At 35.4% G+C, this 23,085-nt stretch carries 23 protein-coding genes; 14 read left to right on the forward strand and 9 right to left on the reverse strand.

Annotated elements, in window-relative coordinates; genetic code table 11:
- Positions 1–1,746 carry a gamma-glutamyltransferase gene (gene ggt / locus C8N28_RS10710; protein WP_221410218.1) on the forward strand — a complete coding sequence of 582 codons (1,746 nt, stop codon included), beginning with the start codon at positions 1–3 and terminating at the stop codon, positions 1,744–1,746.
- A gap of 67 nt (positions 1,747–1,813) precedes the next feature.
- Here ggt and C8N28_RS10715 read toward each other — a convergent pair whose 3' ends face one another.
- Together C8N28_RS10715 and C8N28_RS10720 are read right to left on the reverse strand one after the other, a co-directional pair.
- Entirely contained in the window at positions 1,814–3,682 is a 1,869-nt protein-coding gene (locus C8N28_RS10715) for a DEAD/DEAH box helicase (protein WP_132224654.1), read from the reverse strand.
- A 108-nt stretch (positions 3,683–3,790) separates the two neighbouring features.
- Positions 3,791–4,267, reverse strand: a complete 477-nt coding sequence (locus tag C8N28_RS10720) for a DUF4293 domain-containing protein (RefSeq protein WP_132224657.1) — start codon at positions 4,265–4,267, stop codon at positions 3,791–3,793.
- 57 nt (positions 4,268–4,324) lie between these two features.
- On the opposite strand from C8N28_RS10720, the gene truA reads away from it, so the two are divergent.
- From truA to C8N28_RS10745, 5 genes are all read left to right on the forward strand, one after another.
- Positions 4,325–5,107, forward strand: coding sequence for a tRNA pseudouridine(38-40) synthase TruA (gene truA / locus C8N28_RS10725; RefSeq protein WP_132224659.1), 783 nt, complete (start codon positions 4,325–4,327; stop codon positions 5,105–5,107).
- Positions 5,094–6,857, forward strand: coding sequence for an ABC transporter ATP-binding protein (locus tag C8N28_RS10730; protein WP_132224661.1), 1,764 nt, complete (start codon positions 5,094–5,096; stop codon positions 6,855–6,857). Before truA ends, C8N28_RS10730 begins: the two co-directional genes overlap by 14 nt.
- An 88-nt stretch (positions 6,858–6,945) precedes the next feature.
- Positions 6,946–7,827 carry a succinate--CoA ligase subunit alpha gene (gene sucD / locus C8N28_RS10735; RefSeq protein ID WP_132224663.1) on the forward strand — a complete coding sequence of 294 codons (882 nt, stop codon included), beginning with the start codon at positions 6,946–6,948 and terminating at the stop codon, positions 7,825–7,827.
- 92 nt (positions 7,828–7,919) lie between these two features.
- Positions 7,920–8,432 (forward strand): methionine-R-sulfoxide reductase, encoded by a 513-nt coding sequence (locus C8N28_RS10740; RefSeq protein ID WP_132224665.1) that lies wholly within the window; start codon positions 7,920–7,922, stop codon positions 8,430–8,432.
- A gap of 128 nt (positions 8,433–8,560) precedes the next feature.
- Positions 8,561–10,681 carry a GH92 family glycosyl hydrolase gene (locus tag C8N28_RS10745; RefSeq protein ID WP_132224667.1) on the forward strand — a complete coding sequence of 707 codons (2,121 nt, stop codon included), beginning with the start codon at positions 8,561–8,563 and terminating at the stop codon, positions 10,679–10,681.
- A 50-nt stretch (positions 10,682–10,731) separates the two neighbouring features.
- Here C8N28_RS10745 and C8N28_RS10750 read toward each other — a convergent pair whose 3' ends face one another.
- Positions 10,732–11,190 carry a type I restriction enzyme HsdR N-terminal domain-containing protein gene (locus C8N28_RS10750; protein WP_132224670.1) on the reverse strand — a complete coding sequence of 153 codons (459 nt, stop codon included), beginning with the start codon at positions 11,188–11,190 and terminating at the stop codon, positions 10,732–10,734.
- A gap of 67 nt (positions 11,191–11,257) precedes the next feature.
- On the opposite strand from C8N28_RS10750, the gene holA reads away from it, so the two are divergent.
- Positions 11,258–12,265 (forward strand): DNA polymerase III subunit delta, encoded by a 1,008-nt coding sequence (gene holA, locus C8N28_RS10755; protein ID WP_132224672.1) that lies wholly within the window; start codon positions 11,258–11,260, stop codon positions 12,263–12,265.
- Positions 12,266–12,276: 11 nt separating this feature from the next.
- On the opposite strand, the gene C8N28_RS10760 is transcribed toward holA, so the two are convergent.
- On the reverse strand, positions 12,277–13,509 hold the full coding sequence (locus C8N28_RS10760; protein ID WP_132224674.1) for an FG-GAP repeat domain-containing protein: 1,233 nt from the start codon (positions 13,507–13,509) through the stop codon (positions 12,277–12,279).
- A 251-nt stretch (positions 13,510–13,760) separates the two neighbouring features.
- Here C8N28_RS10760 and C8N28_RS10765 point away from each other — a divergent pair, with 251 nt between their 5' ends.
- Positions 13,761–14,312 (forward strand): YciE/YciF ferroxidase family protein, encoded by a 552-nt coding sequence (locus tag C8N28_RS10765; RefSeq protein ID WP_132224992.1) that lies wholly within the window; start codon positions 13,761–13,763, stop codon positions 14,310–14,312.
- Positions 14,313–14,349: 37 nt separating this feature from the next.
- Complete coding sequence (locus C8N28_RS10770; RefSeq protein ID WP_132224676.1) at positions 14,350–14,808, forward strand: ferritin-like domain-containing protein; 459 nt, start codon at positions 14,350–14,352, stop codon at positions 14,806–14,808.
- A 93-nt stretch (positions 14,809–14,901) separates the two neighbouring features.
- On the opposite strand, the gene C8N28_RS13970 is transcribed toward C8N28_RS10770, so the two are convergent.
- A complete protein-coding gene (locus C8N28_RS13970) occupies positions 14,902–15,099 on the reverse strand; it encodes a KTSC domain-containing protein (protein ID WP_165870320.1) in 198 nt (65 codons plus the stop codon).
- A 75-nt stretch (positions 15,100–15,174) separates the two neighbouring features.
- On the opposite strand from C8N28_RS13970, the gene C8N28_RS10780 reads away from it, so the two are divergent.
- Entirely contained in the window at positions 15,175–16,257 is a 1,083-nt protein-coding gene (locus C8N28_RS10780; RefSeq protein ID WP_246012798.1) for an AI-2E family transporter, read from the forward strand.
- A gap of 4 nt (positions 16,258–16,261) precedes the next feature.
- Here the strand turns inward: C8N28_RS10780 and C8N28_RS10785 are convergent, their stop codons facing one another.
- Positions 16,262–16,873 (reverse strand): hypothetical protein, encoded by a 612-nt coding sequence (locus C8N28_RS10785; RefSeq protein WP_132224678.1) that lies wholly within the window; start codon positions 16,871–16,873, stop codon positions 16,262–16,264.
- Between the two features lie 239 nt (positions 16,874–17,112).
- Between C8N28_RS10785 and C8N28_RS10790 the strand changes: the two genes are divergently transcribed.
- From C8N28_RS10790 to C8N28_RS10805, 4 genes are all read left to right on the forward strand, one after another.
- The gene (locus C8N28_RS10790; protein WP_132224680.1) at positions 17,113–17,307 is read left to right on the forward strand and encodes a hypothetical protein; all 195 of its coding nucleotides are present in this window, start codon (positions 17,113–17,115) and stop codon (positions 17,305–17,307) included.
- 195 nt (positions 17,308–17,502) lie between these two features.
- Complete coding sequence (locus C8N28_RS10795; protein ID WP_132224682.1) at positions 17,503–19,131, forward strand: PAS domain-containing sensor histidine kinase; 1,629 nt, start codon at positions 17,503–17,505, stop codon at positions 19,129–19,131.
- Positions 19,132–19,169: 38 nt separating this feature from the next.
- On the forward strand, positions 19,170–19,820 hold the full coding sequence (locus C8N28_RS10800; protein ID WP_132224684.1) for a response regulator transcription factor: 651 nt from the start codon (positions 19,170–19,172) through the stop codon (positions 19,818–19,820).
- A gap of 144 nt (positions 19,821–19,964) precedes the next feature.
- Positions 19,965–20,231, forward strand: coding sequence for a hypothetical protein (locus C8N28_RS10805; protein ID WP_132224686.1), 267 nt, complete (start codon positions 19,965–19,967; stop codon positions 20,229–20,231).
- On the opposite strand, the gene C8N28_RS10810 is transcribed toward C8N28_RS10805, so the two are convergent.
- From C8N28_RS10810 to C8N28_RS10820, 3 genes are all read right to left on the reverse strand, one after another.
- Complete coding sequence (locus C8N28_RS10810; protein ID WP_165870321.1) at positions 20,228–21,751, reverse strand: PAS domain S-box protein; 1,524 nt, start codon at positions 21,749–21,751, stop codon at positions 20,228–20,230. The genes C8N28_RS10805 and C8N28_RS10810 overlap by 4 nt on opposite strands.
- A 190-nt stretch (positions 21,752–21,941) precedes the next feature.
- Entirely contained in the window at positions 21,942–22,139 is a 198-nt protein-coding gene (locus C8N28_RS10815; protein WP_132224690.1) for a hypothetical protein, read from the reverse strand.
- A gap of 79 nt (positions 22,140–22,218) precedes the next feature.
- Positions 22,219–22,875 carry a DUF6266 family protein gene (locus tag C8N28_RS10820; protein ID WP_132224692.1) on the reverse strand — a complete coding sequence of 219 codons (657 nt, stop codon included), beginning with the start codon at positions 22,873–22,875 and terminating at the stop codon, positions 22,219–22,221.
- Between the last annotated feature and the right edge of the window lie 210 nt (positions 22,876–23,085).

Here is a 23,085-nt window from a genome sequence, read left to right on the forward strand (position 1 = left end):
ATGAAGCATTCTCTGCCTATACTATCTACTGTTAAATCAACAATCCTGATTTCTTTAATATTAATGAGTACTTCATGTACTCTTTTTAAGAAGTCTGGAACTATCGCCGTTAGACCAGTATCTGAAAAATCGTCTGCAATTTATCAGAATGGTTTAGTTGTTTCAGCTAATTCAATCGCTTCTGAAGTAGGGTTACAGGTAATGAAAAAAGGCGGAAATGCTATTGATGCAGCGGTAGCTGTACAGTTTGCTTTAGCTGTTGTTTATCCTGGAGCAGGAAATATAGGAGGAGGAGGTTTTATGGTATATCGCTCTGCGAAGGGTGAGACTGCTACATTGGATTTTAGAGAAACAGCTCCTCTAAACGCAACCAAAGATATGTACCTGGATATGTATGGTCAGCCGATAGCTGACCTTTCATTACAAGGACGATTGGCATCAGGTGTACCCGGCTCTGTAGATGGTATGGTAAAAGCTCATGAAAGATATGGTAGGTTAGTATGGAAAGAACTGATACAGCCTGCAATCGATCTGGCGCGAAATGGATTTCCAGTTACTGCTGCTCAAGCAAGGGAACTTAATTCAAAGGCTGCAAGTTTTTTAGAATATAATCCTGAAGGAGTTTCCTTCACTAGTAAAGCTTCTTGGAAGGCTGGAGATGTTTTGATTCAAGAGGATCTTGCCAAAACATTAGAATTAATTCGTGATAAAGGTCGTGCAGGTTTCTATGATGGAGAAATCGCTTCAAAAATAGTTGCTGAAATGAAGCGAGGTAATGGAGTAATCAGCCTAGAAGACCTCAAAAATTATGAAGCGAAATGGAGAACGCCTGTATTAGGAACCTATCGTGATTATAATGTTATTTCTATGCCTCCTCCTTCAAGCGGAGGGATAGCATTAATTCAGTTATTAAAAAGTGTAGAGGAGTTTCCATTAGAGAAATGGGGTTTTCAGCGTGATTCTTCTGTTCAGGTTATGATCGAAGCGGAAAGAAGAGTTTATGCAGATCGTTCCACTCATTTAGGAGATCCTGACTTCTATCAGGTTCCGCAAAACGAATTGCTAAATCCAAAATATAATGCGATTCGTATGAGCGATATGAATTTCGATAGAGCAACACCTAGCAATTCTATAAAAGCAGGAGATGCTGGTAATAATAGGGAAAGTGAAGAAACAACGCATTTTTCAATTGTTGATAAAGAAGGGAATGCCGTTTCATTAACAACAACGTTGAATGGTTCATACGGTTCTTTAGTAGTTGTTAACGGTGCAGGATTTCTATTGAACAATGAAATGGATGACTTTTCTGTAAAACCAGGTACTCCAAATATGTACGGATTGGTTGGAGGAGCTGCTAATAGTATAGAACCAGGAAAGAGAATGTTGAGTTCGATGACTCCAACTATTTTAGAGAAAAATGGCAAGCTTTTTATGGTTTTAGGTTCGCCCGGAGGATCGACTATTATAACCACGGTTTTTCAAACAATTTTAAATGTAATTGATTGGGATATGAATATGCAGGAAGCTGTTAACAGTCCGCGCTTTCACCATCAATGGCTTCCAGATGAAGTTGCTGTTGAGAAAGAATCATTTACACTTGAATTGCGTAATAAATTAAAAAATAAAGGATATTCTATAGTAGATCGAGGTGCCATTGGAAGAGTAGATGCAATCCTTGTTTCTCCAACAGGTGAGTTAACAGCAGGAGCAGATCCCCGAGGTGACGATACAGCATCAGGTTATTAATTGATTTTAGATATAACAAAAAAGGGATCTCAATTTGAGATCCCTTTTTTGTTATTGTATGTTTAGTCTACCAACGTTTCTTTGATTCGCTTTTGCTTCTTCCTGAGAAGTCACGAAATCCTGAATCTTGTTTTTCACGAGGGCGACGGCTGCTGCTATCATTTGAACCAGAACCACCTCTGTATCCACCGTTGCCTCCACTACCATTGCCACCTCCAGTACGAGGTCTTGAATGATGCGAAGAGCTGCTACGATTACGACTGCCATTGCTGCTACCGCCACTTCTACCACCAGATTCTCTTTGTCTGGCTCCTGCATTTTCAATTCGAACTTCACGTCCGTTGAACTCTACAGTTTTAAATCCGGCATACACTTTTTCAACTAAGTCATTTTCTACTTCAAAGAAAGAGAAAACACCCTTTAAATCAATTTTTCCAATTGATTTTCCGCTAATTTGAGTGCTGTTGCAAATAAAGCCTAGAAGATCACCTCTGTTGAATTCATCAACTGAACCAACATTTATGAATAACCTTGTAAATCCAGCCTCAGTTTCGTCACGTCTAGAACGATCAGGTCTTCCATTACGTTCATTAACATTGATATTGTTTGTATCTACGTTTAAGTCTTTCGAATTTTTATAGTATTCTAAAAAGCGATTAAACTCAACAGAAGCAAATTTCTTAATCAATTCCTCTTTGCTTAATTCACCGAACTCTTGCATAATGCGTGGCATATAAGGAGCAATTTGTTCCTCATTTACTGTAACGTTATGAAGTTTGTTGATCATTCCGAATAATTGTTTTTCAACAACATCGAAACCACTAGGAACTTCAGCTTTTACAAACTTTTTACCCAATGTGCGTTCTATCTGACGAATCTTACCTAACTCTTTCACGTTAATGATAGAAATAGAAACTCCAGATTTTCCTGCACGGGCAGTACGTCCGCTACGGTGAGTATAGCTTTCAAGCTCATCAGGTAAAGAGTAGTTAATTACGTGTGTTACGTCTTTAACATCGATTCCACGTGAAGCTACATCCGTTGCTATTAATAACTGAATGCTTTTATCACGATATTGCTTCATAACTTTATCGCGTTGTTGTTGCGATAAATCACCGTGTAAAGCATTGGCATTATAACCATCTTTAATCAGTGCTTCAGCGATATCTTGTGTTTCAATTTTTGTACGACAGAAAACAATCCCAAATATTCCAGGAGTGAAATCAATAATACGTTTAAAAGTTGCAAATTTATCTGATGCGCGAACAACATAGTATTCGTGATTAATGTTTGCATTACCAGTATTTTCAGTACCCATGGTTAATTCCACAGGATCAGTCATATACTGTTTTGCTATTCTGCGCACTTCACGTGGCATGGTTGCAGAAAATAACCATGTTTTTTTGCTTTCGGGCGTGGTAGACAGGATATTATTAATATCCTCCTGAAAGCCCATGTTTAGCATTTCATCGGCCTCATCTAGCACAACGTATTTGATATGCGAAAAATCAATGGCATTACGGCCAAGGATATCAAGCATTCTTCCAGGTGTTGCAACAACAATTTGCACACCACGACGAATTTGACGTAGTTGATCGCTAATGCTTGCGCCGCCATAAACAGCAACAACATTAACATTGTTCAGATTCTTTGCGTATTTTTTCAAATCATTAGAGATCTGAAGACACAATTCACGTGTTGGGCATAATATTACTGCCTGTGGGTGTTTTTCTGAAAAGTCGAGTAATTCTAACAAAGGCAAGCCAAAGGCTGCTGTTTTACCGGTTCCGGTTTGGGCTAATCCGACAAAGTCGTTGCTGCCTGCAAGTAAGACGGGAACGGACTGTTCCTGAATGGGAGTAGGTTTTTCAAAACCTAATTCTGTTAAGGCATTAACAATATCATGACGGATCCCCAGTTCAATAAATGGGTTCATGATGTAATAAATACGATAGGCCTAATTGCCTAAGGCGGCGCAAAGATAAGGTTAATTTTTTATAATTAAATATTAATTATATTTTTATTTATTTGCTTGTCACTCAGGCTATCCACGTAGTCTATCTACAGATTTGATTAGTTTTTCATCATTGCGTATTCCTTTTGCGGCTAAAAAAAGAAAAACTATATCCAATGGAGCTAAAAGAGCACCTATTCCAATGTTCTCTAATGCTAAAGTTTTATTTAGTTCTAAAACAGCATTGTTAGAAGAAATATAGAACCAAATAGCTAAAAGAATTACAAGAAAAATATTCAGATAGGTTATCTGAAGTTGTTTTTTTCGGTTTTTATAATTGAAAATGGTTGCAAGTGGTACTAAAGCTAATACTACGGTTACAATAGTTTGTAAAATAAACGATTTTACTTGTACAACGCCCTCTGAAACACCTTGATAGATTCCGGTAATTTTTATTCCCATTGCTGTTCCGAAATTATCGAAATATTGCAAATAGGGAAATAAGAATAATAAAAAAAGTGTTAAGCTGGCAAGTAATAGCCAAACTGTTTGAATTCGTTGTATCATCCTATATTAATTTTTAACAAATATACATAAATCCCCTAATTCCTTATCTTTGCTTTAGTGGGAAATGCAATTCAACGATATTTTATCGAATTAATATTTAATGGCACTGGTTATCATGGCTGGCAAATACAGACTAATGCAATCACTGTTCAGTCTGTGGTTGATGATGCTTTAAGTATGATCTTGCGGCAAGAAATCAGAACGCTTGGTTGTGGCCGCACTGATACAGGAGTCCATGCTAAACAACTTTATGCACATTTCGACTGTCCTCAAGCAAATGTAGAAAGGCAGTCAGCTACCATCGTAAAGAGTTTAAATGCGGTTCTGCCTAATGATATTGCTGTTAAGAGAATATTTCAGGTTCCGAATGACTTTCATGCTCGCTTCAGTGCTATATCAAGAAGTTACGAGTATTATATACATTTTGAAAAAGACCCCTTTCTTGATGGGCTGTCTTGGCAATTGAGAGATAAGCCAGATATTATTGAGATGAATAAAGCTGCAAAAATCATGATGGAGTACCAAGATTTTAGTTGCTTTAGTAAAACACATACTCAGGTTCTTACCAATAACTGCGAGATCTATAACGCAGAATGGAAATGGATTAATGATGGTCGCCTGGTATTTAACATTTCTGCTAATCGCTTTTTGCGAAACATGGTGCGTGCCATTGTGGGTACATTAATTGAAATTGGTAATGGAAGGAATGCAGTAGAATCCATTCGTTCCATCATAGAGAGTAAAGATCGTTCAGTGGCAGGAACATCTGTTCCTGCTTGTGGCTTATATTTAAGTGAAGTTGTATACCCTGATTTAAAAATGAAATATGAGCCAAAATAAATCATCAGATAGTTCATACGATATACAATTATTGCGAAGGGTATTGGTTTATATGAAACCATATCGTAGAGCTTTTGTATGGTCAATTATTCTAACCATAACAATGGCCGCAACAGCACCATTAATGCCGGTGCTTATTGAGTACACACTTGATAATTATATCTTAAAAGGAGATACAAGTGGCTTGAGTATGATGGCATTGTTGATGCTGGTCTTTTTAGTGTTAGACACTGTGGTCCGTTATTTTCAAACCTTATATACAAACATTTTAGGGCAATCTGTAATTCGTGATTTAAGAAGCGATGTGTTTGACCATATTACTCACTTGCGTTTAAAATACTTCGATAGAACACCCATTGGTCGACTTATTACCCGAACTGTTTCAGATCTGGAAACCATATCTGATATCTTTTCACAAGGAATTATTCAAATCGTTGGAGATATCCTGCAATTGGTAGTCATTATGGGCGTCATGTTCTATACAGATTGGCGTTTAACATTAATCGTGCTTTCTTTGATGCCAATAATGTTAATTGCTACTTATTTCTTCAAAAGAGCAATGAGGTCTTCTTTTCAAGATGTACGTACTTGGGTATCCCGTCTCAATACCTTTCTTCAAGAGCATATTTCAGGAGTTAGTGTTATTCAATATTTTGCTCGTGAGAAGCAAGAATACAATAAATTTATTGGCATCAATGCTCAGCATCGAAATGCACACATTCGCTCCAATTGGTATTTCTCTATCTTTTATCCGGTTATAGAAATTATCATGGCAATTGCATTAGGACTTGTGGTTTGGTATGGTAGCAGGTCAGCATTAGAAGGGCATACAACCTTGGGTGTTGTGGTCGCTTTTATCATGTATATTAATATGATATTTAGGCCATTACGAGAACTTGTTGATAAGTTTAATACCTTGCAAATGGGGATAATTGGTGCTGAACGGATATTCTCTGTATTGGATACTGATGAAAAGACCCAAAACAACGGTACTTTAAAGCCTGCAAAATTAGATGGAAAGATAGATTTTGAAAATGTTTGGTTTGCGTATGATGATGAAAATTGGGTATTGAAAAATATTTCTTTTACATTGGAGGCCGGACAAACTTTAGCACTCGTAGGAGCTACCGGAGCAGGTAAATCGTCTATAATTAATCTTCTGAGTAGATTTTATGAAATTAATAAAGGAGTCATAAAAATCGATGGAGTGGATGTCCGTGAGTTTGATTTGAATTACCTGCGCAAAAGCATTGCAGTAGTTCATCAAGATGTATTCTTGTTTTCAGATAGTATTACCAATAATATTAATTTATTAGATACTGAGATTACAATCGAACAGATAGAATCGGCAGCTAAATCAGTAGGTGCTGATACCTTTGTTGATCAATTACCTGGCAGATATGATTATCAGGTACAAGAAAGAGGAGCTACCCTTTCTTCCGGACAGGCTCAGATGATCTCTTTTATTAGAGCCTTGGTACACGAACCTAAAATTCTTGTTCTCGATGAAGCAACCTCTTCTGTTGATACGGAGACTGAAGAACTAATACAAAAGGCGATTGAAAAATTAATGGAAAATCGGAGTGCCATCGTAATTGCCCACAGACTTTCAACGATTCAAAAGGCCGATAAAATAATTGTGCTTGATAAGGGTGAGATAAAAGAGATAGGCAGTCATCAAGAGCTATTAAAGATGAACGGCTACTATAAACGGCTATACGATCTCCAATTCAACTCAGTAGGTATTTAAAAGGTTTTCTTAGAAATCGATAATCCTTTAGATTATATTTGATACTCTCTGTGCTATTCGTTACTTTTGCGGAACAAAAAAATAGCCCATGAGTGTACTTGTAAACAAAGATTCAAAAGTTATCGTTCAAGGTTTTACCGGCAACGAAGGCACCTATCATGCATCACAAATGATTGAGTATGGAACTCAGGTTGTAGGTGGTGTAACACCTGGAAAAGGTGGTCAAACACATTTAGATCGACCTGTATTCAATACTGTTCAAGATGCTGTTGATAAAACAGGAGCCAATGTATCCATTATATTCGTTCCCCCTGCTTTTGCTGCCGATGCAATTATGGAAGCTGCAAGCGCAGGTATAGCAGTAATTGTTTGTATTACAGAGGGCATCCCAACAAAGGATATGATTCAAGTAAAATCATACTTAAGTGATAAAAATTCTCGCCTGATCGGACCAAACTGCCCGGGAGTTATAACTGCTGATGAAGCTAAGATTGGTATTATGCCAGGCTTTATATTCAGAAAAGGAAAAGTTGGTGTAGTTTCTAAATCAGGAACTTTAACATATGAAGCCGTTGATCAAACCGTAAAAGCTGGATTAGGTATTAGCACAGCTATAGGAATTGGTGGCGATCCAATCATAGGTACTACTACAAAAGAAGCTGTAGAACTGCTTATGAACGATCCTGAAACCGAAGGTATTATTATGATCGGTGAAATTGGTGGAGGCATGGAAGCCGAAGCTGCTAAATGGATTCAAGCAAATGGAACAAAACCAGTTGTAGGATTTATTGCCGGCCAAACAGCTCCTGCCGGACGTCGTATGGGACATGCCGGTGCAATCGTAGGAGGTGCTGATGATACAGCAGCAGCAAAAATGAAAATCATGCGTGAGTGTGGTATTCGCGTTGTTGAATCTCCTGCAGAAATTGGAAAGGCAATGGCTGAAGAACTAAGCAAACTTGTGAAATAAGTTACAATATTTTTACAATAAAAAATGCCTGATGAATAATAACGTCAGGCATTTTTCGTACATTGTATAGTCATTTCTTTAAAGCTAATAAAATGAAACGTTTAATTCAATTAGGTTTAGTAGGCATAAGTTTCTTCTTTATTATCAGTGCATGTGGCTATACAAATGCCAAGGTTGCGCCAAGTGAAGAAACGAGTGAAAGTTTAACAACATATAATACTACGAAAATGGATACTACCCATTACAATAAATTAACAGCAGAAGAAAAATATGTAATTCTTCAAAAAGGTACAGAACGCCCTTTTACAGGTGATCTATTAGAAAATACTGCTAAAGGAACTTATACATGTAAACAGTGTAATGCACCATTATATAGATCCGAAGACAAATTTGAAAGTGAATGCGGATGGCCAAGTTTTGACGATGAAATAGCAGGTGCAGTAACACATATACCTGATGCAGATGGTGTACGTACTGAGATTGTATGTACAAAATGCGGCGGTCATCTAGGGCACGTATTTATTGGAGAGCATTTTACCGATAAAAATACACGCCATTGTGTAAATTCAGTTTCTATGAACTTTGTACCCGATGCAGTTATGTAAAATACATTTTACATAAAGACATACATCTTATCTATTTTAAAGAATTCCGTACTTTTAGAAATCTATAAAGTACGGAATTCTTTTTTTTAACGTTTTGTTTTAATATAAATGGATTAAATAATTTTGTTTTGAGAAATACACTCCTCTGTTTTATAATAAGTCTCTTCGTCATTAATAGCTCTTTTGCTCAAGAAAAACTAACATCATTCGTTAATCCATTAATTGGAACCGATGGACAAGGGTACACCTTTCCCGGAGCAGCAGTGCCTTTCGGGATGGTACAGTTAAGTCCAGATAATGGACAAGCTACCGGCTCTCCAAGCGGTTATCGTTATAATAGTACTGAAATTGTTGGATTCAGCCATATGCATTTAAGCGGTTCTAATATCAGTGATTGGCTTGATGTCTCTGTGATGCCTTTAATTAATCCATTAAAAGATCAAGATACTACTTTTAAAGCGGCAAGCTTTTCTCATCAAAATGAACAAGCTTCACCTGGCTATTATGCAGTCGAATTGGATAATGGGATTCAGGTAGAATTAACAGCAACAGAGCGTGTCGGTTATCATCGTTATACTTTCCCAGCACAGTCTGATCCTTCTATCCGTTTCGACCTGGCCTTTCATCAAGAACCTGATATACCAACCGAAACACTCATTAAAAAAGTGAACGATTCAACACTTGTTGGTTATCGCTACTCCAAGGGTTGGGCAAATACGCAACGGGTGTATTTTGCGGCAAAAACCTCTGAACCTGTAAAGGAGTTTTTCCTAAAGAGTGAAATAAATGTAGAGGTAGGTACCATCAATATTGGATTAGAGTCAAAAGAAGAAGGAGAAGGAGTTGTTTCCCAGCTAATCTTCGATCATGCCGACATGCCAAAAACTATTGAATTAAAGGTGGCACTTTCTATGACCAGTATGGATAAAGCGTTGCTTGCTTTAAATGAAATACCCGGATGGAATTTCGACGCAATAAAAGATCAGGCAGATTTAAAATGGGAGAGAGAACTTGAAAAAGTAAAAATAACAAGTAGTAATCCGCAGTTAAAACACATTTTTTATACAGCTTTCTATCATACTGCGCTTGCTCCAACTTTGTATTCAGATGCAGATGGTGAGTACAAAAATGCTAAGGATGAAACTCATCGCATGGCAAACGGAGAAATGAGATATACATCTTTTCCACTAGAAGATACTTATAGTGCTTTAAATCCATTGTTTACAATCACGCAGCCAACACGCTATACTGCTATGTTAAATAGCCTCCTGGCCTTCTATAATGAAAACGGATCTTTGCCTGTTTGGGATTTGAGTACAGCAGAAGTTGATACAACTGGAATCTTTCCTGCCATACCAATATTAAGTGATGCAATCCTTAAAGATTGGCCAGGCATAAATGCAGAAAAAGCTTATTCTGCTATGCGAGAAAGTGCATTTCAAGAAAGAGACACTCTTAAATTTGCTCTACAATATGCTTATTATGATTGGTGCATAGCAACTGTTGCAAAGAAATTAGGAAAACTAAATGATTATGCAATTTTCTCTGAAAGGGCATTAGCCTATAAGAACGGAAATGCATGGCGAAATTCATTCTTTGTACCTCACGATATCCGCGGACTTGAATCCCTTTATGCAAAAGGAGCTCTGGAGTCTAAACTTGATTCTTTGTTCTCAATTAGTTCTCCAACAGAAATCCAGGGTAAAGCTGTTTATTATACTCCTTTTATTTATAGTTATTTGGGTAAACCCTGGAAAACTCAGAATCAAGTGCGTCAGCTTTTTGATTCAATATATCAGGATAAGCCAGATGGCTATTTAAATAGTTTAAGTTCGGCGCAGACCAATGCCTGGGCAATCTGGAATGCTATAGGACTTTATCCTGCCAATCCGGTTGGTGGAGATTATATGATTGGAAGTCCTTTAGTAGATGCAGCTACGTTACAATTAAAGGGAGGTGCAAAACTACAGATCGAAGTAATAAACAATAGTGCTGTAAACAAATATGTGCAATCTGTTAAGTTGAATGGCGTGATCTATAAGAAGAGTTATTTTTCTCATAAAGATCTTCTAAACGGTGGTAAAATAACATTTCAAATGGGTGCAGAGGCTAATCTTGAATGGGGATCGAATGAATCATGGTTACCAGTTTCTACTTCCCAAACGGCGAATATTAATTCTTCTGAAGATGCTGACAAGAAAGATATTTTCACCGGTATTTCAGAGTTCTTTAAAAACCTTTTCAAGTAAAAGTTTTCATTATTTGCTAAGAAAGTAAAGCAACTGTTGTAGAGAAAGAACTAAACGTATGTTAGTAGGGGTAGGTCTTCAATAAACTGATAGGCTTCGTTTTCAAAATCAACCTGACAATAATAATGGTTCAATCCATTACTGACAAGCAATAGAGGGATTTTATAAACGAAGTTATAACGTGCAATCTGGTCAAACACGGTTTGTGTTATTTTTATATCCGGTGCTTTAAATTCAGCAATTAATATTCGCTCACCAGCAGTATTAAATACAATAAGATCTGTTCTTTTCTGCAGATTGTTTAATTTTAGTCCGCCCTCCGATTGAATCAATCCTTTTGAAACTCCTTTTTGATTAATCAAATGCTGTATCCAATGCTGCCGTACCCATTCTTCTGGAGTAACAAGAAGATATTTTTTTCGAAGTTCATCAAAGATATAAACTTTCTCATTTCTCCTCTGAAGCTGGAAAGGGTAGGGTGGCAGATTTAACGGAGTTCCTTTAAACATCTTTCAAAAATATGCTTAATTTTGAAAGATTCCATACATAAGAAATCAACAATCGATTATTTACTATATGACTTTTCAACAGCTAATAACCGACTTAAAAAATCGAAAATTCAGTCCCGTTTATCTTTTACATGGTGAAGAGCCTTATTACATTGATGCTGTAAGTAATTATATTGAAAAAAATGCTCTCTCAGAAGCCGAGAAAGGTTTCAACCAAACCATTCTTTATGGAAAGGAAACAGACTTCATAACCATTGTTAATAATGCCAAAAGATATCCGATGATGGCAGAATACCAAGTGGTTTTAGTTAAAGAAGCACAGAATTTAGAATGGAATAAAGACAGTGCTGAAATACTCCGGGCTTACTTAGAAAACCCATTGCGTAGCACCATTCTCGTGCTATGTTATAAATATGCCAAGTTTGATAAGCGGAAGAAGATCTTTAAGCTAATGGATAAAGGCGTTGTTCTTGAGTCAAACAAGATCTATGATAATAAGGTAGCAGGTTGGATTACAGATTATACTGAAAGTGCCGGGCGTAAAGTACATCCTGCCGCTGCTTCCTTAATGGCTGAATATTTGGGTACAGACTTGTCAAAATTGGTTAATGAACTGGATAAGATATTTCTGAACGTTCCCAAAACCCGTGAAATAAACAATGAAGATGTTCAAAATAACATTGGTATTTCAAAAGATTTCAATGTGTTTGAATTAAACAAAGCATTGGCTTACAAAGATGTATTAAAAGCAAACCAAATCGTAGATTATTTTACTGCCAATCCACGTTCCAACCCTGCCCCGGTAGTGTTAGGTGCATTAGGTACCTATTTTATAAAGATATTAAAATGTCATTATGCTGAAGATAAAAGTAAGGCAGGAATTTCTAAATTAATAGGAGTCCATTCTTTCTTTGTAGATGAATACCTGGTTGCTGGCCGTAATTATAATAAATGGAAAACCTTTCAAATTATCAGTCTCTTGAGAGAGTATGATCTTAAATCAAAAGGTGTAGATACTGCAAACAACGATATCGGACCCTTATTAAAAGAACTGGTTTATAAAATTCTACATTAAATGTAAATCAATTAATTTAACGTTCCAAAAAGAAGTCGTGCCTGCGTTCCCCAACCACCAATTAAAGCATCGTCAATACCATCACCATTTAAATCACCAATAGCTATATCCCATCCACGGCCAATTACAGTATTGGGAATGGCCTTCTCCGTAATATCTTTAAAGAATCCTTTACCATCATTTTCATATGCATGTACCTTTGAAGCATTAAAACCAGGAATCTCAATGGTGCTAATTAACAGATCCAAATCTCCGTCATCATCAAAATCAATGTAGTTAGATGCATAAGATGAGAATGTGTTCTTCGGCATTCGGGTAGAAGTTTCATCTTTAAAATTCGCTTTTCCATCATTAATTAAAATCCTCATTTGCGGATCTTTTTCGTAATTCCTTCCATTGCTCGTTAGGTTAGAAAAAACGATATCCTTATCGCCATCACCATCTACGTCAAATAGCAGCACAGTACGTGTTTCAAGAGGGATAGGCAAATCTAAACCTTCAGCTTTCTCAGTAAAAACTCCCATTCCATTATTAATTAATAAACGGTTTGGAGGTATCTCATTTCCTATTACCATATCTAGATCATTATCTCCATCCAAATCGGCTAAGGCAATACCTTGAGTAGCATCATTGACTTTTGGTAAATTTTGTTCCGTAGCATCGATAAAATGACCAGGGTTATTTTTATCATTCAGCCATAAGAAGTTTTGACCTTTTTCACCCGAATTTCCAATTATAATATCTGGCAAGCCATCCCCATTAACATCTCCTACGTCTAAACCATTGCCTTCACTTTTTGCTAGCAAACGTTCACTTACATCTTGAAAGCTGCCGTCTCCATTGCCTAAATATAACTCATGGTTCTGATCGTCTTCAGCAACAAAAATAACATCTAAAGTGCCATTATTGTCAAAATCGGCTACTCTCACATGCTCAGTATCATTCTTAACATTACTAAAGGCGTCCTTTTTCCAAGATAGCTTTCCGTTTCCATCATTTAAATAAAGACGATTAACATCTGCTTCCAGGGCAGAGATAACGTCTAAATCTCCATCATCATCAATGTCAGCAAAAACAGGATTAAGTATATGAGCTTCCGGGTCTATCGGTATATGAGTCTCTGTGACATCTCTAAAATAGAGACTGTCAGAGTCTGTATTATTAGTTTGAGAAGAGGAGGTTTTGCATGCTATTAAAAGAGGCAATAGAAATAATACAAAAATAAAAAGCTGTAGATTTTTCATATTGAATAACTATAAGTTAATAATTATTAACAACCTTCATCACTATTTGTTTAACAGCAACATGTACAATTGCACGCCTACAGAGAAGGCGAAATAATTGAAACTTATTTTTAATTAAAGCGTTGCATTTAGTAAAGAATACAAACGAGGTTTAATTTAAAAAAATAAGAAACATGGCACCAATAACTAAAAAGTCACCCACATCTAAGAAAGTAATGGGATTAGAAGGTTTACAAACTGATTCTAAATCAATGAGCTCAAAGAAAGGGCAAACCAATAGTAAAAAGTCATCGTCTGATAAAAAAATGAAAGACTCTGAATTCCATAAATTTTTCATAGACGAACTGAAAGATATCTATTGGGCAGAAAAGCATTTATCTAAAGCATTACCTAAATTAAAAAAAGCTGCTACTACCGATGAGTTGTCTAAGGCTTTTGAAAAACATACACAAGAGACAGAAACTCACATCGAAACCTTAGAAAAGGTATTTGAATTATTAGGAGAAAAAGCAACTGCTAAGAAATGTGATGCTATGGAAGGCTTGATTGAAGAAGCAAATTCTATTATTGCTGATACAACCAAGAGTACCATGCTAAGAGATGCAGCACTTATTTTGGCTGCGCAAAAGGTCGAACATTATGAAATTGCCACTTATGGTACATTGAGAACCTTTTCTGAAAAAATGGGGCACCAAGAGGTTACTACATTATTAGACCAAACATTGAAAAATGAGAAGGATACTGACGTTGCTTTAACTAAAATTGCAGTGAAGCATATCAACGAAAAGGCCTCCGAAGAGTAATTAATAATTCCATCAACAATACAAAATCATAATTAACATGTCAACAGCAAGCAATACAGCAGAAGTATTAAATGATCTGATTCAGATAAATAATGATAGAATTGAAGGATACCAAAAAGCATTAGAAGAATTAGATTCTGTAGATGCTGATTTGAATAATCTTTTCAATAGTTTCATAACTCAAAGTCAAGAATTGAAATCTGCATTACAAAGTGAAGTATCTTTACTTGGCGAAGAAGTCGATACAGGTACAACCGTATCCGGTAAAATTTACCGTACATGGATGGATGTAAAATCTGTTTTTACTGGAAAAGATCGCCAAACTGTATTAAACAACTGCGAATTTGGAGAAGATGCAGCCCAGAAGGCTTATAAAGAAGCTGAAAAGTCCGACGATCTCTTGCCAAATGCGCGAGCTTTAATAACCAGTCAAAAACTAGAATTGAAGTCTTCTCATGATAAGGTGAAAATTTTGCGTGATAGTGAGAAACTGTAGGTTCATTTTATAAGACAGATAGAATAGCAATCAATTCTATCTGTCTTATTCTCTTTTCTAAGCGGAATCTAATGAATAGAAAACGAGTTAATTCTACGACATTCTTTCAAAATTGTATTTGTCCTTTATTTTTTGATTAAAATAAGTACCCTTAGATCTTGATCTTCTCATTCCTTCATAGATATTAACAGGCACATCAAAGTAGCTGTATTTCAACCCGGAGACAAAACGAATTTCTAACTTCGAGTTCTTTTTGTCATAATTAAAAGAAGCTATTACTGATGAAGGCACGATAATTATTATTAGTTTTTACCATTCATATAACACTATGTAAACTTTTTTGTTTATAGAGAAAAAGATCTAAATATGATTGGAAAACTACAACTCTCCGTATATGGATTGCTTTTTATCTCTTTAAGTGTTAGTATATTATACATCGCCAGTGCATTTTTAATTCCTTTAACATTAGCAGGTATTTTATCTATGCTATTTGTTCGTTTATGTGATAAGTTAGAAAAATATGGAATAAGTCGCGCTCTTTCTGCACTCATTGCCGTGATAATATTATTAGCCGTAATCAGTACTATTCTTCTTCTTCTTACCTGGCAGCTTAATGATTTAACAAAAAATATTGAAGGAATGAAGCAGCGAGGTATGTCATTCCTTCAAAGTTTAAGAGAATGGATCAATGAAACTTTAGGTATATCATCAAAACAGCAAGAACAAATATTAAAAGAACAAGGAAACAGTTCTGGAGAAACAGGGAATATGCTTGCCAGTTTTGCAACAAGTATTCTTGGAGCTTTAGTTAATGCCATATTAATCATGGTGTATATCTATCTGTTTTTATATTACCGATCTCGTATTAAAAGGTTTCTATTGAAACTTGTTCCGCTTACTCAAGAAGCGAAAGCTAAAAAAATACTTCAACAAGCTACCCATGTTTCTCAACAATATTTAAGCGGATTGGCTGTAATGATCCTTGTTTTATGGATCATGTACGGCATCGGTTTTACGCTCATGGGTGTAGAAAATGCCCTGTTCTTTGCCATCCTTTGTGGTATATTAGAAATTGTCCCATTTATTGGCAATATAACCGGCACTTCCATAACTGTTCTTGCTGTTATAGCACAAGGTGGTCAAACAGATCAGATTATTGGAGTTGTTATTGTTTATTTGATTGTTCAGTTTCTTCAAACCTATCTATTAGAACCATTAATTGTTGGTGAACAGGTCAATATAAATCCACTCTTTACGATTATGGTTTTAGTAGGAGGAGAACTAGTCTGGGGCATTGCAGGAATGGTACTGGCCATTCCTTTACTAGGCATTGTTAAAATAATCTGTGATAATATTCCTGTTTTAGCGCCTTACGGTTATTTGATAGGTACAGATAAAAAAAGAAGAACGAATCTTCTCGAAAAATTAAAAAATAGCTTTAAAAAATAGCTGTTTATAAAATATTACGTTGTTTATCAACTAACCCTTCAATCAAACTTTTCCATTGAGAATAAGATAGTCCTAATTTCGCAGCTAAGCCTACAATAATATTTCGGAATTTATCTGTGAGCTTGGTTGCATCTTCATTTATTAATTCATTTCTGCCATGATACTCTGCTCTCACATGTAGGTTTTGTCGTTTAGCCAACAATGTAGAGGTCGCCATACTTTTGAAAAAATGCGCTATTTCATCATTATTTTCTTCTGGGTTTGAAGTGGGTCTCAATGTTATTGAACATAGATCTTCCTTTTCATTTTTTTCCTCTGTTATTTTCTCAACTTTAACCCAATCAAAACCATTTCCTGATGAGTTGCCCGGTCCTGGTATATCAATGCGAATCAAATCATTTTCCTTCATCTCCCGTATTAATTCTCGTCCCAAATGATCTGTTAAAACAAATGTAGCAGCTGGTATTTTAGCAATATCATACCATTCAAAAGATCGTAATAAACGTTTTCTTACAACCTGAAAGAATTCTTTGGCCTCTTGTTCATTATCTAATAAAGTTTCAGCATGCAGGTCTAATTGCTTTCCTGCATATTGTGGTGGAGTTGGATCTTTCATAAAAAGATTATTAATTTCTAATTAAAATATAATTGACTTTTAGTAATAACTTGGAAAAGAACGTTTGGTTTCTCTTCCTTACAAATTAGGTATTATATGAAAAGGTGTACAGTATATTTACGTAACAAGGGGGTAAATACCCGTTTTTATTTATTATTATAACTAATTGATAGATTGGATGTTGGTAATTAAAAATGTTAAATTAAAAATAAATAAAAATGAAAAAATTAGGTTTATGTATGATAATTGGCGCCCTTGCTTGGAGCTTACAGGCGTGTAATAGTTCGAATAGAAATGATGAAATGGATAATTCGGACAGTCTTTATAACAATGATAATATGGATGTACCACCCGTTGATACAACAGGTATGGGTACAATGAGGGATTCTATAGACAGTACCAATCAATTAGATACCGTTGGAAGAGGTTTGTAAGAGAAGTTTATAAAAACGAGAGGGAACAATTCTAAAAGAGAGGAAGATGTATACATCTTCCTCTCTTTTAGAATTACAGTCAGGTGAGCCTGCCTGCTTATAAAATTATTAACCAATAGAACATTCTTTCATTGCAATTGTTCATAAACAGTGAATGTTAAGAGGAATAAAAAAATCTGTTTTTAATAATCAGTAGTGGCTAAGCAATATCATATTTCTGAGGAAAAACTCAAAGCTATACTATTAAGAAATTCTGAAAGGATGAAACTTAGTAATAATGGGCAGGAAAGTATAAAGCGAATCTTAACTAATGGCGATATTTCTACACTTTTAAATGAACTCAATGTTTATCAGGTTGAACTTGAGATGCAGAGTAACGAACTTCAAACTTCATATGAAACGCTCGATGCTGAGCGCGGAAAATTTGCCGACCTGTACGATTTTGCACCTATAGGGTACTTTATAATAGACCATTTAGGCATGATAGAAGAAGTTAATCAAACAGGTATTAACCTTCTTGGTTTCTCTGGGCCTATCTTAAGAAATAAAAGATTTCAAAGCTTTATCTGTCATCAGCATCTTGAAAAGTTTTATAGCTTTTTGAATAGAATGCAAAATTCAAATGAAAAAATTAATACTGAGGTTAAATTAATATTGGCCAATCAACAAGTTTTATATGTACGGATGGAAGGAATAGTAATCCCAAGTTTTAGTTCTTCCAATATAAAATATTATATAACTGTTATTGATATTACAGAAAGTCGCAATGCCCAGCAATTATTGCAGGAAACAAAAGAACGCCTGGAGATGACTTTAAAAGCCTCATCAATGGGCTTCTGGAGTATTGAGAATGGAAGCGATCAAATCGTTTTAGATGAGTATAGTCATGATATATTAGATCTAGATCCCTTGAAATTTAATGGAACATTAAAATCATTTTTTTTACTGATCCATCCTGATGATCAGTCTAAAGTGCGCTACAGTTATATGTATAGTCTGAATAACCTTACCGAAATGGATCTTGAATTTCGGATACTTACACAGAGCGGTACCATAAAAGATATAGCAACCAAAGGCCAGCAAATAGTTGTATCAGAAGATCATAAATTCTTCGCTGGTATTATTATGGATATTACTGAGCGTAAGAAATTATTAAGAGAAGCTGAAGATTTAAAATTGGAACAACAAAGAGCAGTGCTCTCTGCAACGTTAGATGCCCAAGAAAATGAACGTTTCAAAATTAGCCGAGCCCTTCATGATAGTATTTGTCAGATATTGTATGGTATCAGGTTAAATTTACAGAGCCTGAGGCACTATAAAAACCATACAAGAGATTTTGAAAATGTAGATCAACTATTGGACCAAGCAATACGTGAGACGCGGGAGATTTCTTATGAGCTTACTCCATCTGTACTTAAAGATTTTGGGTTTTGTGCAGGCATTAAAGAAATGACCATCCGCTTGAGTACTCCAGAATTTTTGATCAAAACCAGTATTAGTAAAAATATTGATAAAATTCACCCTACTATTCAGCTTTATGCCTTTCGAATTATACAGGAATTGATAAATAATTGTATAAAACATGCGCATGCTACCTTGGCCGAAATAACTGTACGTCTCAAAAATGATTCGATAACAATCGTCGTATTTGACAATGGAGAAGGGTTTAAAACAGATTTAACACATGCTTTAAGACATGGCTCTGGTTTAAGAGGAATTAAAAATCAGGTCTTTCTTTTAAATGGAAATATAGATTTTGAAACTACAAGTAAGGGAACAACTATAACTATAACATTTAATAAAGATATTCATTTAGCGGTATAGGCTTAGAAGAATATTAAATCCATAGTTAAAATATAAAGATGATAAAGATTATACTAGCAGAAGATCATAATATTGTTCGTAATGGAATAAAGGTTCTCTTAGAGTCTGAAGAGGGGCTTAGTGTTGTAGGAGAAGCAAAAAATGGTCAGGAAGTCCTTAATATGATATCTAAAGAAAATCATATTGATTTGGTATTAGCCGATATTAATATGCCTGTGATGGATGGAATCGAACTTGTTAAAAAATTAAAAGCAACATATCCTAAAGTTCGTCTGATTATTCTCTCTATGCTTGATAGTGAGAAATATGTAATTCAGGCATTCTCCGAAGGCGCGTGTGGTTATTTACTTAAGAACGTAAGCTCAGACGAATTAATTTTTGCTATCAAACATGTAAGTATTGGAAGTAAATACTTATGTTCAGAGTTATCAATTAAGATGCTTGAAAGATTGATAAATTCCTCTATATCATCTCAATCGGCGTTTGAAGATGATATAGATTTTTCCTCCCGCGAAATTGAAGTTCTGAATTTAATAGCTCAAGGTTTAACGAATCATGAAATGTCCGAAAAATTATTCCTCAGCAAGCGTACCATTGAAGGTCACAGACAAAGTCTGATTGAAAAGACCGGTTCCCGAAATACAGCTTCACTAATTCGCTATGCTGTACTAAATGGTATAGTGCAATAAGTACGTATCGCATTGTTTTTATACTCAATACCTTGTGTAAAAAATACCTGAAAAGTGCTGTAACAGGTAATAACAAGGCATCTGTAATCAAACTTAATAGCAACGGCATAGTCTTTGGTCTTATTATATATAAAATCAAAAGACATGAGAATTCACGCTATTAAGGATTTGAAAGTTTCAGTAAAGAAAAAATTAACAATTACAGCTAGTCTTACAGCAGTTATTGTTATTCTCGTTATAACCTATAAAAAACTCGAACCAAAGTTCCTTAGATTTCTTAAAACTAAAAAGCGCTTGTATCGTAAGATGAAGAAACGAGCTATTAATAAAGAAATAGAATACGAAAAGTATATTGATACGATGATTGAAATACGTAAAACCTATGAAAGTGAACCAACTTTATGGATTTAAACTTCAGTTCTAATAGGGATTATGAAATTGAAAGTTGAACCCTGATTCACTTCACTTTCAATGAACATCTTGGCTTGATGTTTTTTTAAAATTTCCGTTGAAATAAATAAACCAACTCCTAATCCCGGGAAGCGCATGGTACTGTTATCAACCCGGTAATAACGTTCAATAACATGCTCTAAGTATTCGTTAGGAATACCAATACCATAATCTTTCACCGAAACTACTAAGTTGTTACCCTCCTTTACAGATTCAACTTCAACTTTATTAGCATTTGGTGAATATTTTATTGCGTTTGTCAGTAAGTTATTAAGTACTTGCTCTAATCGTATTTTATCGCCAATCATGACTACATCGGCTGTTTTTTTAACAACAATTGTATGAGTATTTGAGAACAGCTGTACATTGCTCACACTCGCTCTTATAACTTCATTGAAATGAATAAGCTCCATATTGTAAGAAAGTTTCCCAGCCTTTATTTTAGAAACATCCAATAAGTCATTGATCAGATTTTCTAAACGTGAAATGCTTTGTAATGCACGTTTTATAAGATCTTCTTCTCTTGGATTAGCCTCTATAGCTTTATTAAGAAGTTGGATATAAGCCTTCGCACTTGTCAGCGGTGTTTTTAATTCATGGCTGGCAAGGCTCATAAATTCATCTTTTTGTCGATTAAGGTTTTCGAGCTCCTTGGTGTACTTCTTTATCTTTTTTCTCGAAGCAACCTGCTCACTAATATCACGAGCGATCTTAGAGGCACCTATAACCATTCCTTCTTGATTTCTTATAGGAGAAATGGTAAGTGAAATTTTAATAATCCTGCCATCTTTGGTAAGCCGGTCGGTTTCATAATGGCGCACCTGTTCTCCTCTGCTTATACTTGCCAGAATTTCATCCTCTTCATTATACCTGTTTTTAGGAATTAACAGTTTGATAGATCTCCCTATAACCTCCTCTGGTTTATATCCAAACATTTTAGTTGCAGATTCATTCCAGCTGGTAATTACTCCATTTAAATTTTTACTGATAATGGCATCGTCAGAAGAAGTGATAATATTAGCAAGCATTAATTGCATTGCTTCCTCTCTTTTTTGTTTGGTAATATCAACCAAGGTGTTATGTGCACCAATAATGTTATTATCAATATCAAAAATAGGTTTAGCGTATGCTAAAACATTGCGGATGCTCAGGTCCGGACGCTCTATTATAATTTCTACACCTGCATGTGCCTCTCCTAAATGAAGACACATAGCCATCGGACAAATCTCTACAGGCATAAACATTCCATCCGGATAGTATAATTTCCAGGAGCCACACCAAAGATCTTTGCCTATTTCTGGGGTCCTGCCCCAAAGCTCGGCAGCAGCATTATTAAAAAAGTTAATGTATCCATCAGCATCACAAGTATAAAAAGCTATTGGCAGATGTGAGAATACAGAAATTGGTTCTAGATAATCCTGACCTAAAACTTGCGGCTGGAATGCTGGTTTACTTTGGCTGATGTTGGCACTTTTTTCCATTAACTTACATCTTAACGTAATTTTAAGCATTTAATACCAAAAGAAAAAAAGAAATTGCATATCACGTATTTCTAATAAACAAAAAAATATTTTCTACGTATTTATCTTAAATAAACAGTTATTATACGCTCTAAAATTTCGTATATATACTTAACTATCTAATTGCATTTTAAAAGAAGAAACAGAAACCTTACTCTTCATTAGCATCATTCTTACCTTCATCTTCTCCGCGATCACCCAGATCTTCCCGGTTTTTTTCAGCATCCTTCTTATTAGAATGTCTGCTTGGTTTGTATTGCCCTTCATCTGTTTTATTAGCTGAATTTCTTAGGGCATTCTGACCTTCATTTTCTTCCTTACCATCCCATTCGTGCTTTTTCTGTGCCATAATCTTCTTCGTTTTATTAATTGTTTAATAAGAAAACACCGATCAGAAACAGAAGTTTTAATTTATTAAGCCTTATCCATTAAATTGTTACCGTTCCCAGGTAAATGCTATCCGATTGCCTGCTTCGGTCCATAGCAGAAAAGGCTACATAAACATGATAGTCAAGATCTGGCTTTTGCGGATTAGGTGTAACTTGTATCCTATCAATTCCGTTCTTTCGGAATTGTCCTGCAACGGTGCCAAAAACATCGCCTACAATTACCTTATCTTCATCTTGGATATTGTAGGCTAGTAACATTATTTGATCATTTGGATGGCTGTCGGCTATATGTCCTCCTTCCCATGTAAAAGTTAATTCGGTCGGACTGGTTTTTTCTACTTTAATATCATCCGATAAAGGCAAAGTACCTATACTTACTTTCACTAAATGCGGATGGATTATAGAATTAAAGCCATCCTTTGTAAGTGCAGTTTTGTATAAGTATGATTTGGCTGCATTTACCCCATAAACGGTATGATTATCATCTTTAAAACCTACCTTAAGGAATTCCTTTATGGGTTGCAGCCAAAGTTGAGTATATGCAAAAACAAAACGATTTCCTAATTCTCCTTCCGTTGGAGGTTTTGTCCGTTTTGGTCTACTTTTAACATACACAATACCTCTCCAGGAGCTTCCTACAATGTCTCCGATTTTTCCTGAGATTGGTCCAAGCAGACCCTTTTTCATTTTTGCCATTTCCGAAATCTTTAATACAATAAGGTGAAAATTAATATAATATTGCTAAATCCTTAATATACAGTTTATTAATGACATTCAGAGCTTAAACACTAATTAAGCAGTAATTAGACAATGGTTAAACAGTGGTATAATGACTGTTTGACCACTGTTTGACCACTGTTTGGTTTGAATAAATCTTATTTGAAGAACTTTCTTATGTAAACTCCT

The organism is Albibacterium bauzanense (assembly GCF_004339765.1).
GTDB lineage: Bacteria > Bacteroidota > Bacteroidia > Sphingobacteriales > Sphingobacteriaceae > Albibacterium > Albibacterium bauzanense.

Excerpts from the sequence above, each read along its gene's own strand:
- ggt (WP_221410218.1), top strand. The coding sequence starts at position 1 with ATGAAGCATTCTCTGCCTATACTATCTACTGTTAAATCAACAATCCTG.
- C8N28_RS10805 (WP_132224686.1), top strand. The coding sequence starts at position 19,965 with ATGAGAATTCACGCTATTAAGGATTTGAAAGTTTCAGTAAAGAAAAAA.
- C8N28_RS10780 (WP_246012798.1), top strand. The coding sequence starts at position 15,175 with ATGATTGGAAAACTACAACTCTCCGTATATGGATTGCTTTTTATCTCT.
- C8N28_RS10790 (WP_132224680.1), top strand. The coding sequence starts at position 17,113 with ATGATAATTGGCGCCCTTGCTTGGAGCTTACAGGCGTGTAATAGTTCG.
- sucD (WP_132224663.1), top strand. The coding sequence starts at position 6,946 with ATGAGTGTACTTGTAAACAAAGATTCAAAAGTTATCGTTCAAGGTTTT.
- C8N28_RS10720 (WP_132224657.1), bottom strand. The coding sequence starts at position 4,267 with ATGATACAACGAATTCAAACAGTTTGGCTATTACTTGCCAGCTTAACA.
- C8N28_RS10750 (WP_132224670.1), bottom strand. The coding sequence starts at position 11,190 with ATGTTTAAAGGAACTCCGTTAAATCTGCCACCCTACCCTTTCCAGCTT.
- C8N28_RS10820 (WP_132224692.1), bottom strand. The coding sequence starts at position 22,875 with ATGGCAAAAATGAAAAAGGGTCTGCTTGGACCAATCTCAGGAAAAATC.
- holA (WP_132224672.1), top strand. The coding sequence starts at position 11,258 with ATGACTTTTCAACAGCTAATAACCGACTTAAAAAATCGAAAATTCAGT.
- C8N28_RS10760 (WP_132224674.1), bottom strand. The coding sequence starts at position 13,509 with ATGAAAAATCTACAGCTTTTTATTTTTGTATTATTTCTATTGCCTCTT.
- C8N28_RS10810 (WP_165870321.1), bottom strand. The coding sequence starts at position 21,751 with ATGGAAAAAAGTGCCAACATCAGCCAAAGTAAACCAGCATTCCAGCCG.
- C8N28_RS10800 (WP_132224684.1), top strand. The coding sequence starts at position 19,170 with ATGATAAAGATTATACTAGCAGAAGATCATAATATTGTTCGTAATGGA.
- C8N28_RS10765 (WP_132224992.1), top strand. The coding sequence starts at position 13,761 with ATGAGCTCAAAGAAAGGGCAAACCAATAGTAAAAAGTCATCGTCTGAT.
- C8N28_RS10730 (WP_132224661.1), top strand. The coding sequence starts at position 5,094 with ATGAGCCAAAATAAATCATCAGATAGTTCATACGATATACAATTATTG.
- C8N28_RS10715 (WP_132224654.1), bottom strand. The coding sequence starts at position 3,682 with ATGAACCCATTTATTGAACTGGGGATCCGTCATGATATTGTTAATGCC.
- C8N28_RS10785 (WP_132224678.1), bottom strand. The coding sequence starts at position 16,873 with ATGAAAGATCCAACTCCACCACAATATGCAGGAAAGCAATTAGACCTG.
- C8N28_RS10740 (WP_132224665.1), top strand. The coding sequence starts at position 7,920 with ATGAAACGTTTAATTCAATTAGGTTTAGTAGGCATAAGTTTCTTCTTT.
- C8N28_RS10815 (WP_132224690.1), bottom strand. The coding sequence starts at position 22,139 with ATGGCACAGAAAAAGCACGAATGGGATGGTAAGGAAGAAAATGAAGGT.
- C8N28_RS10770 (WP_132224676.1), top strand. The coding sequence starts at position 14,350 with ATGTCAACAGCAAGCAATACAGCAGAAGTATTAAATGATCTGATTCAG.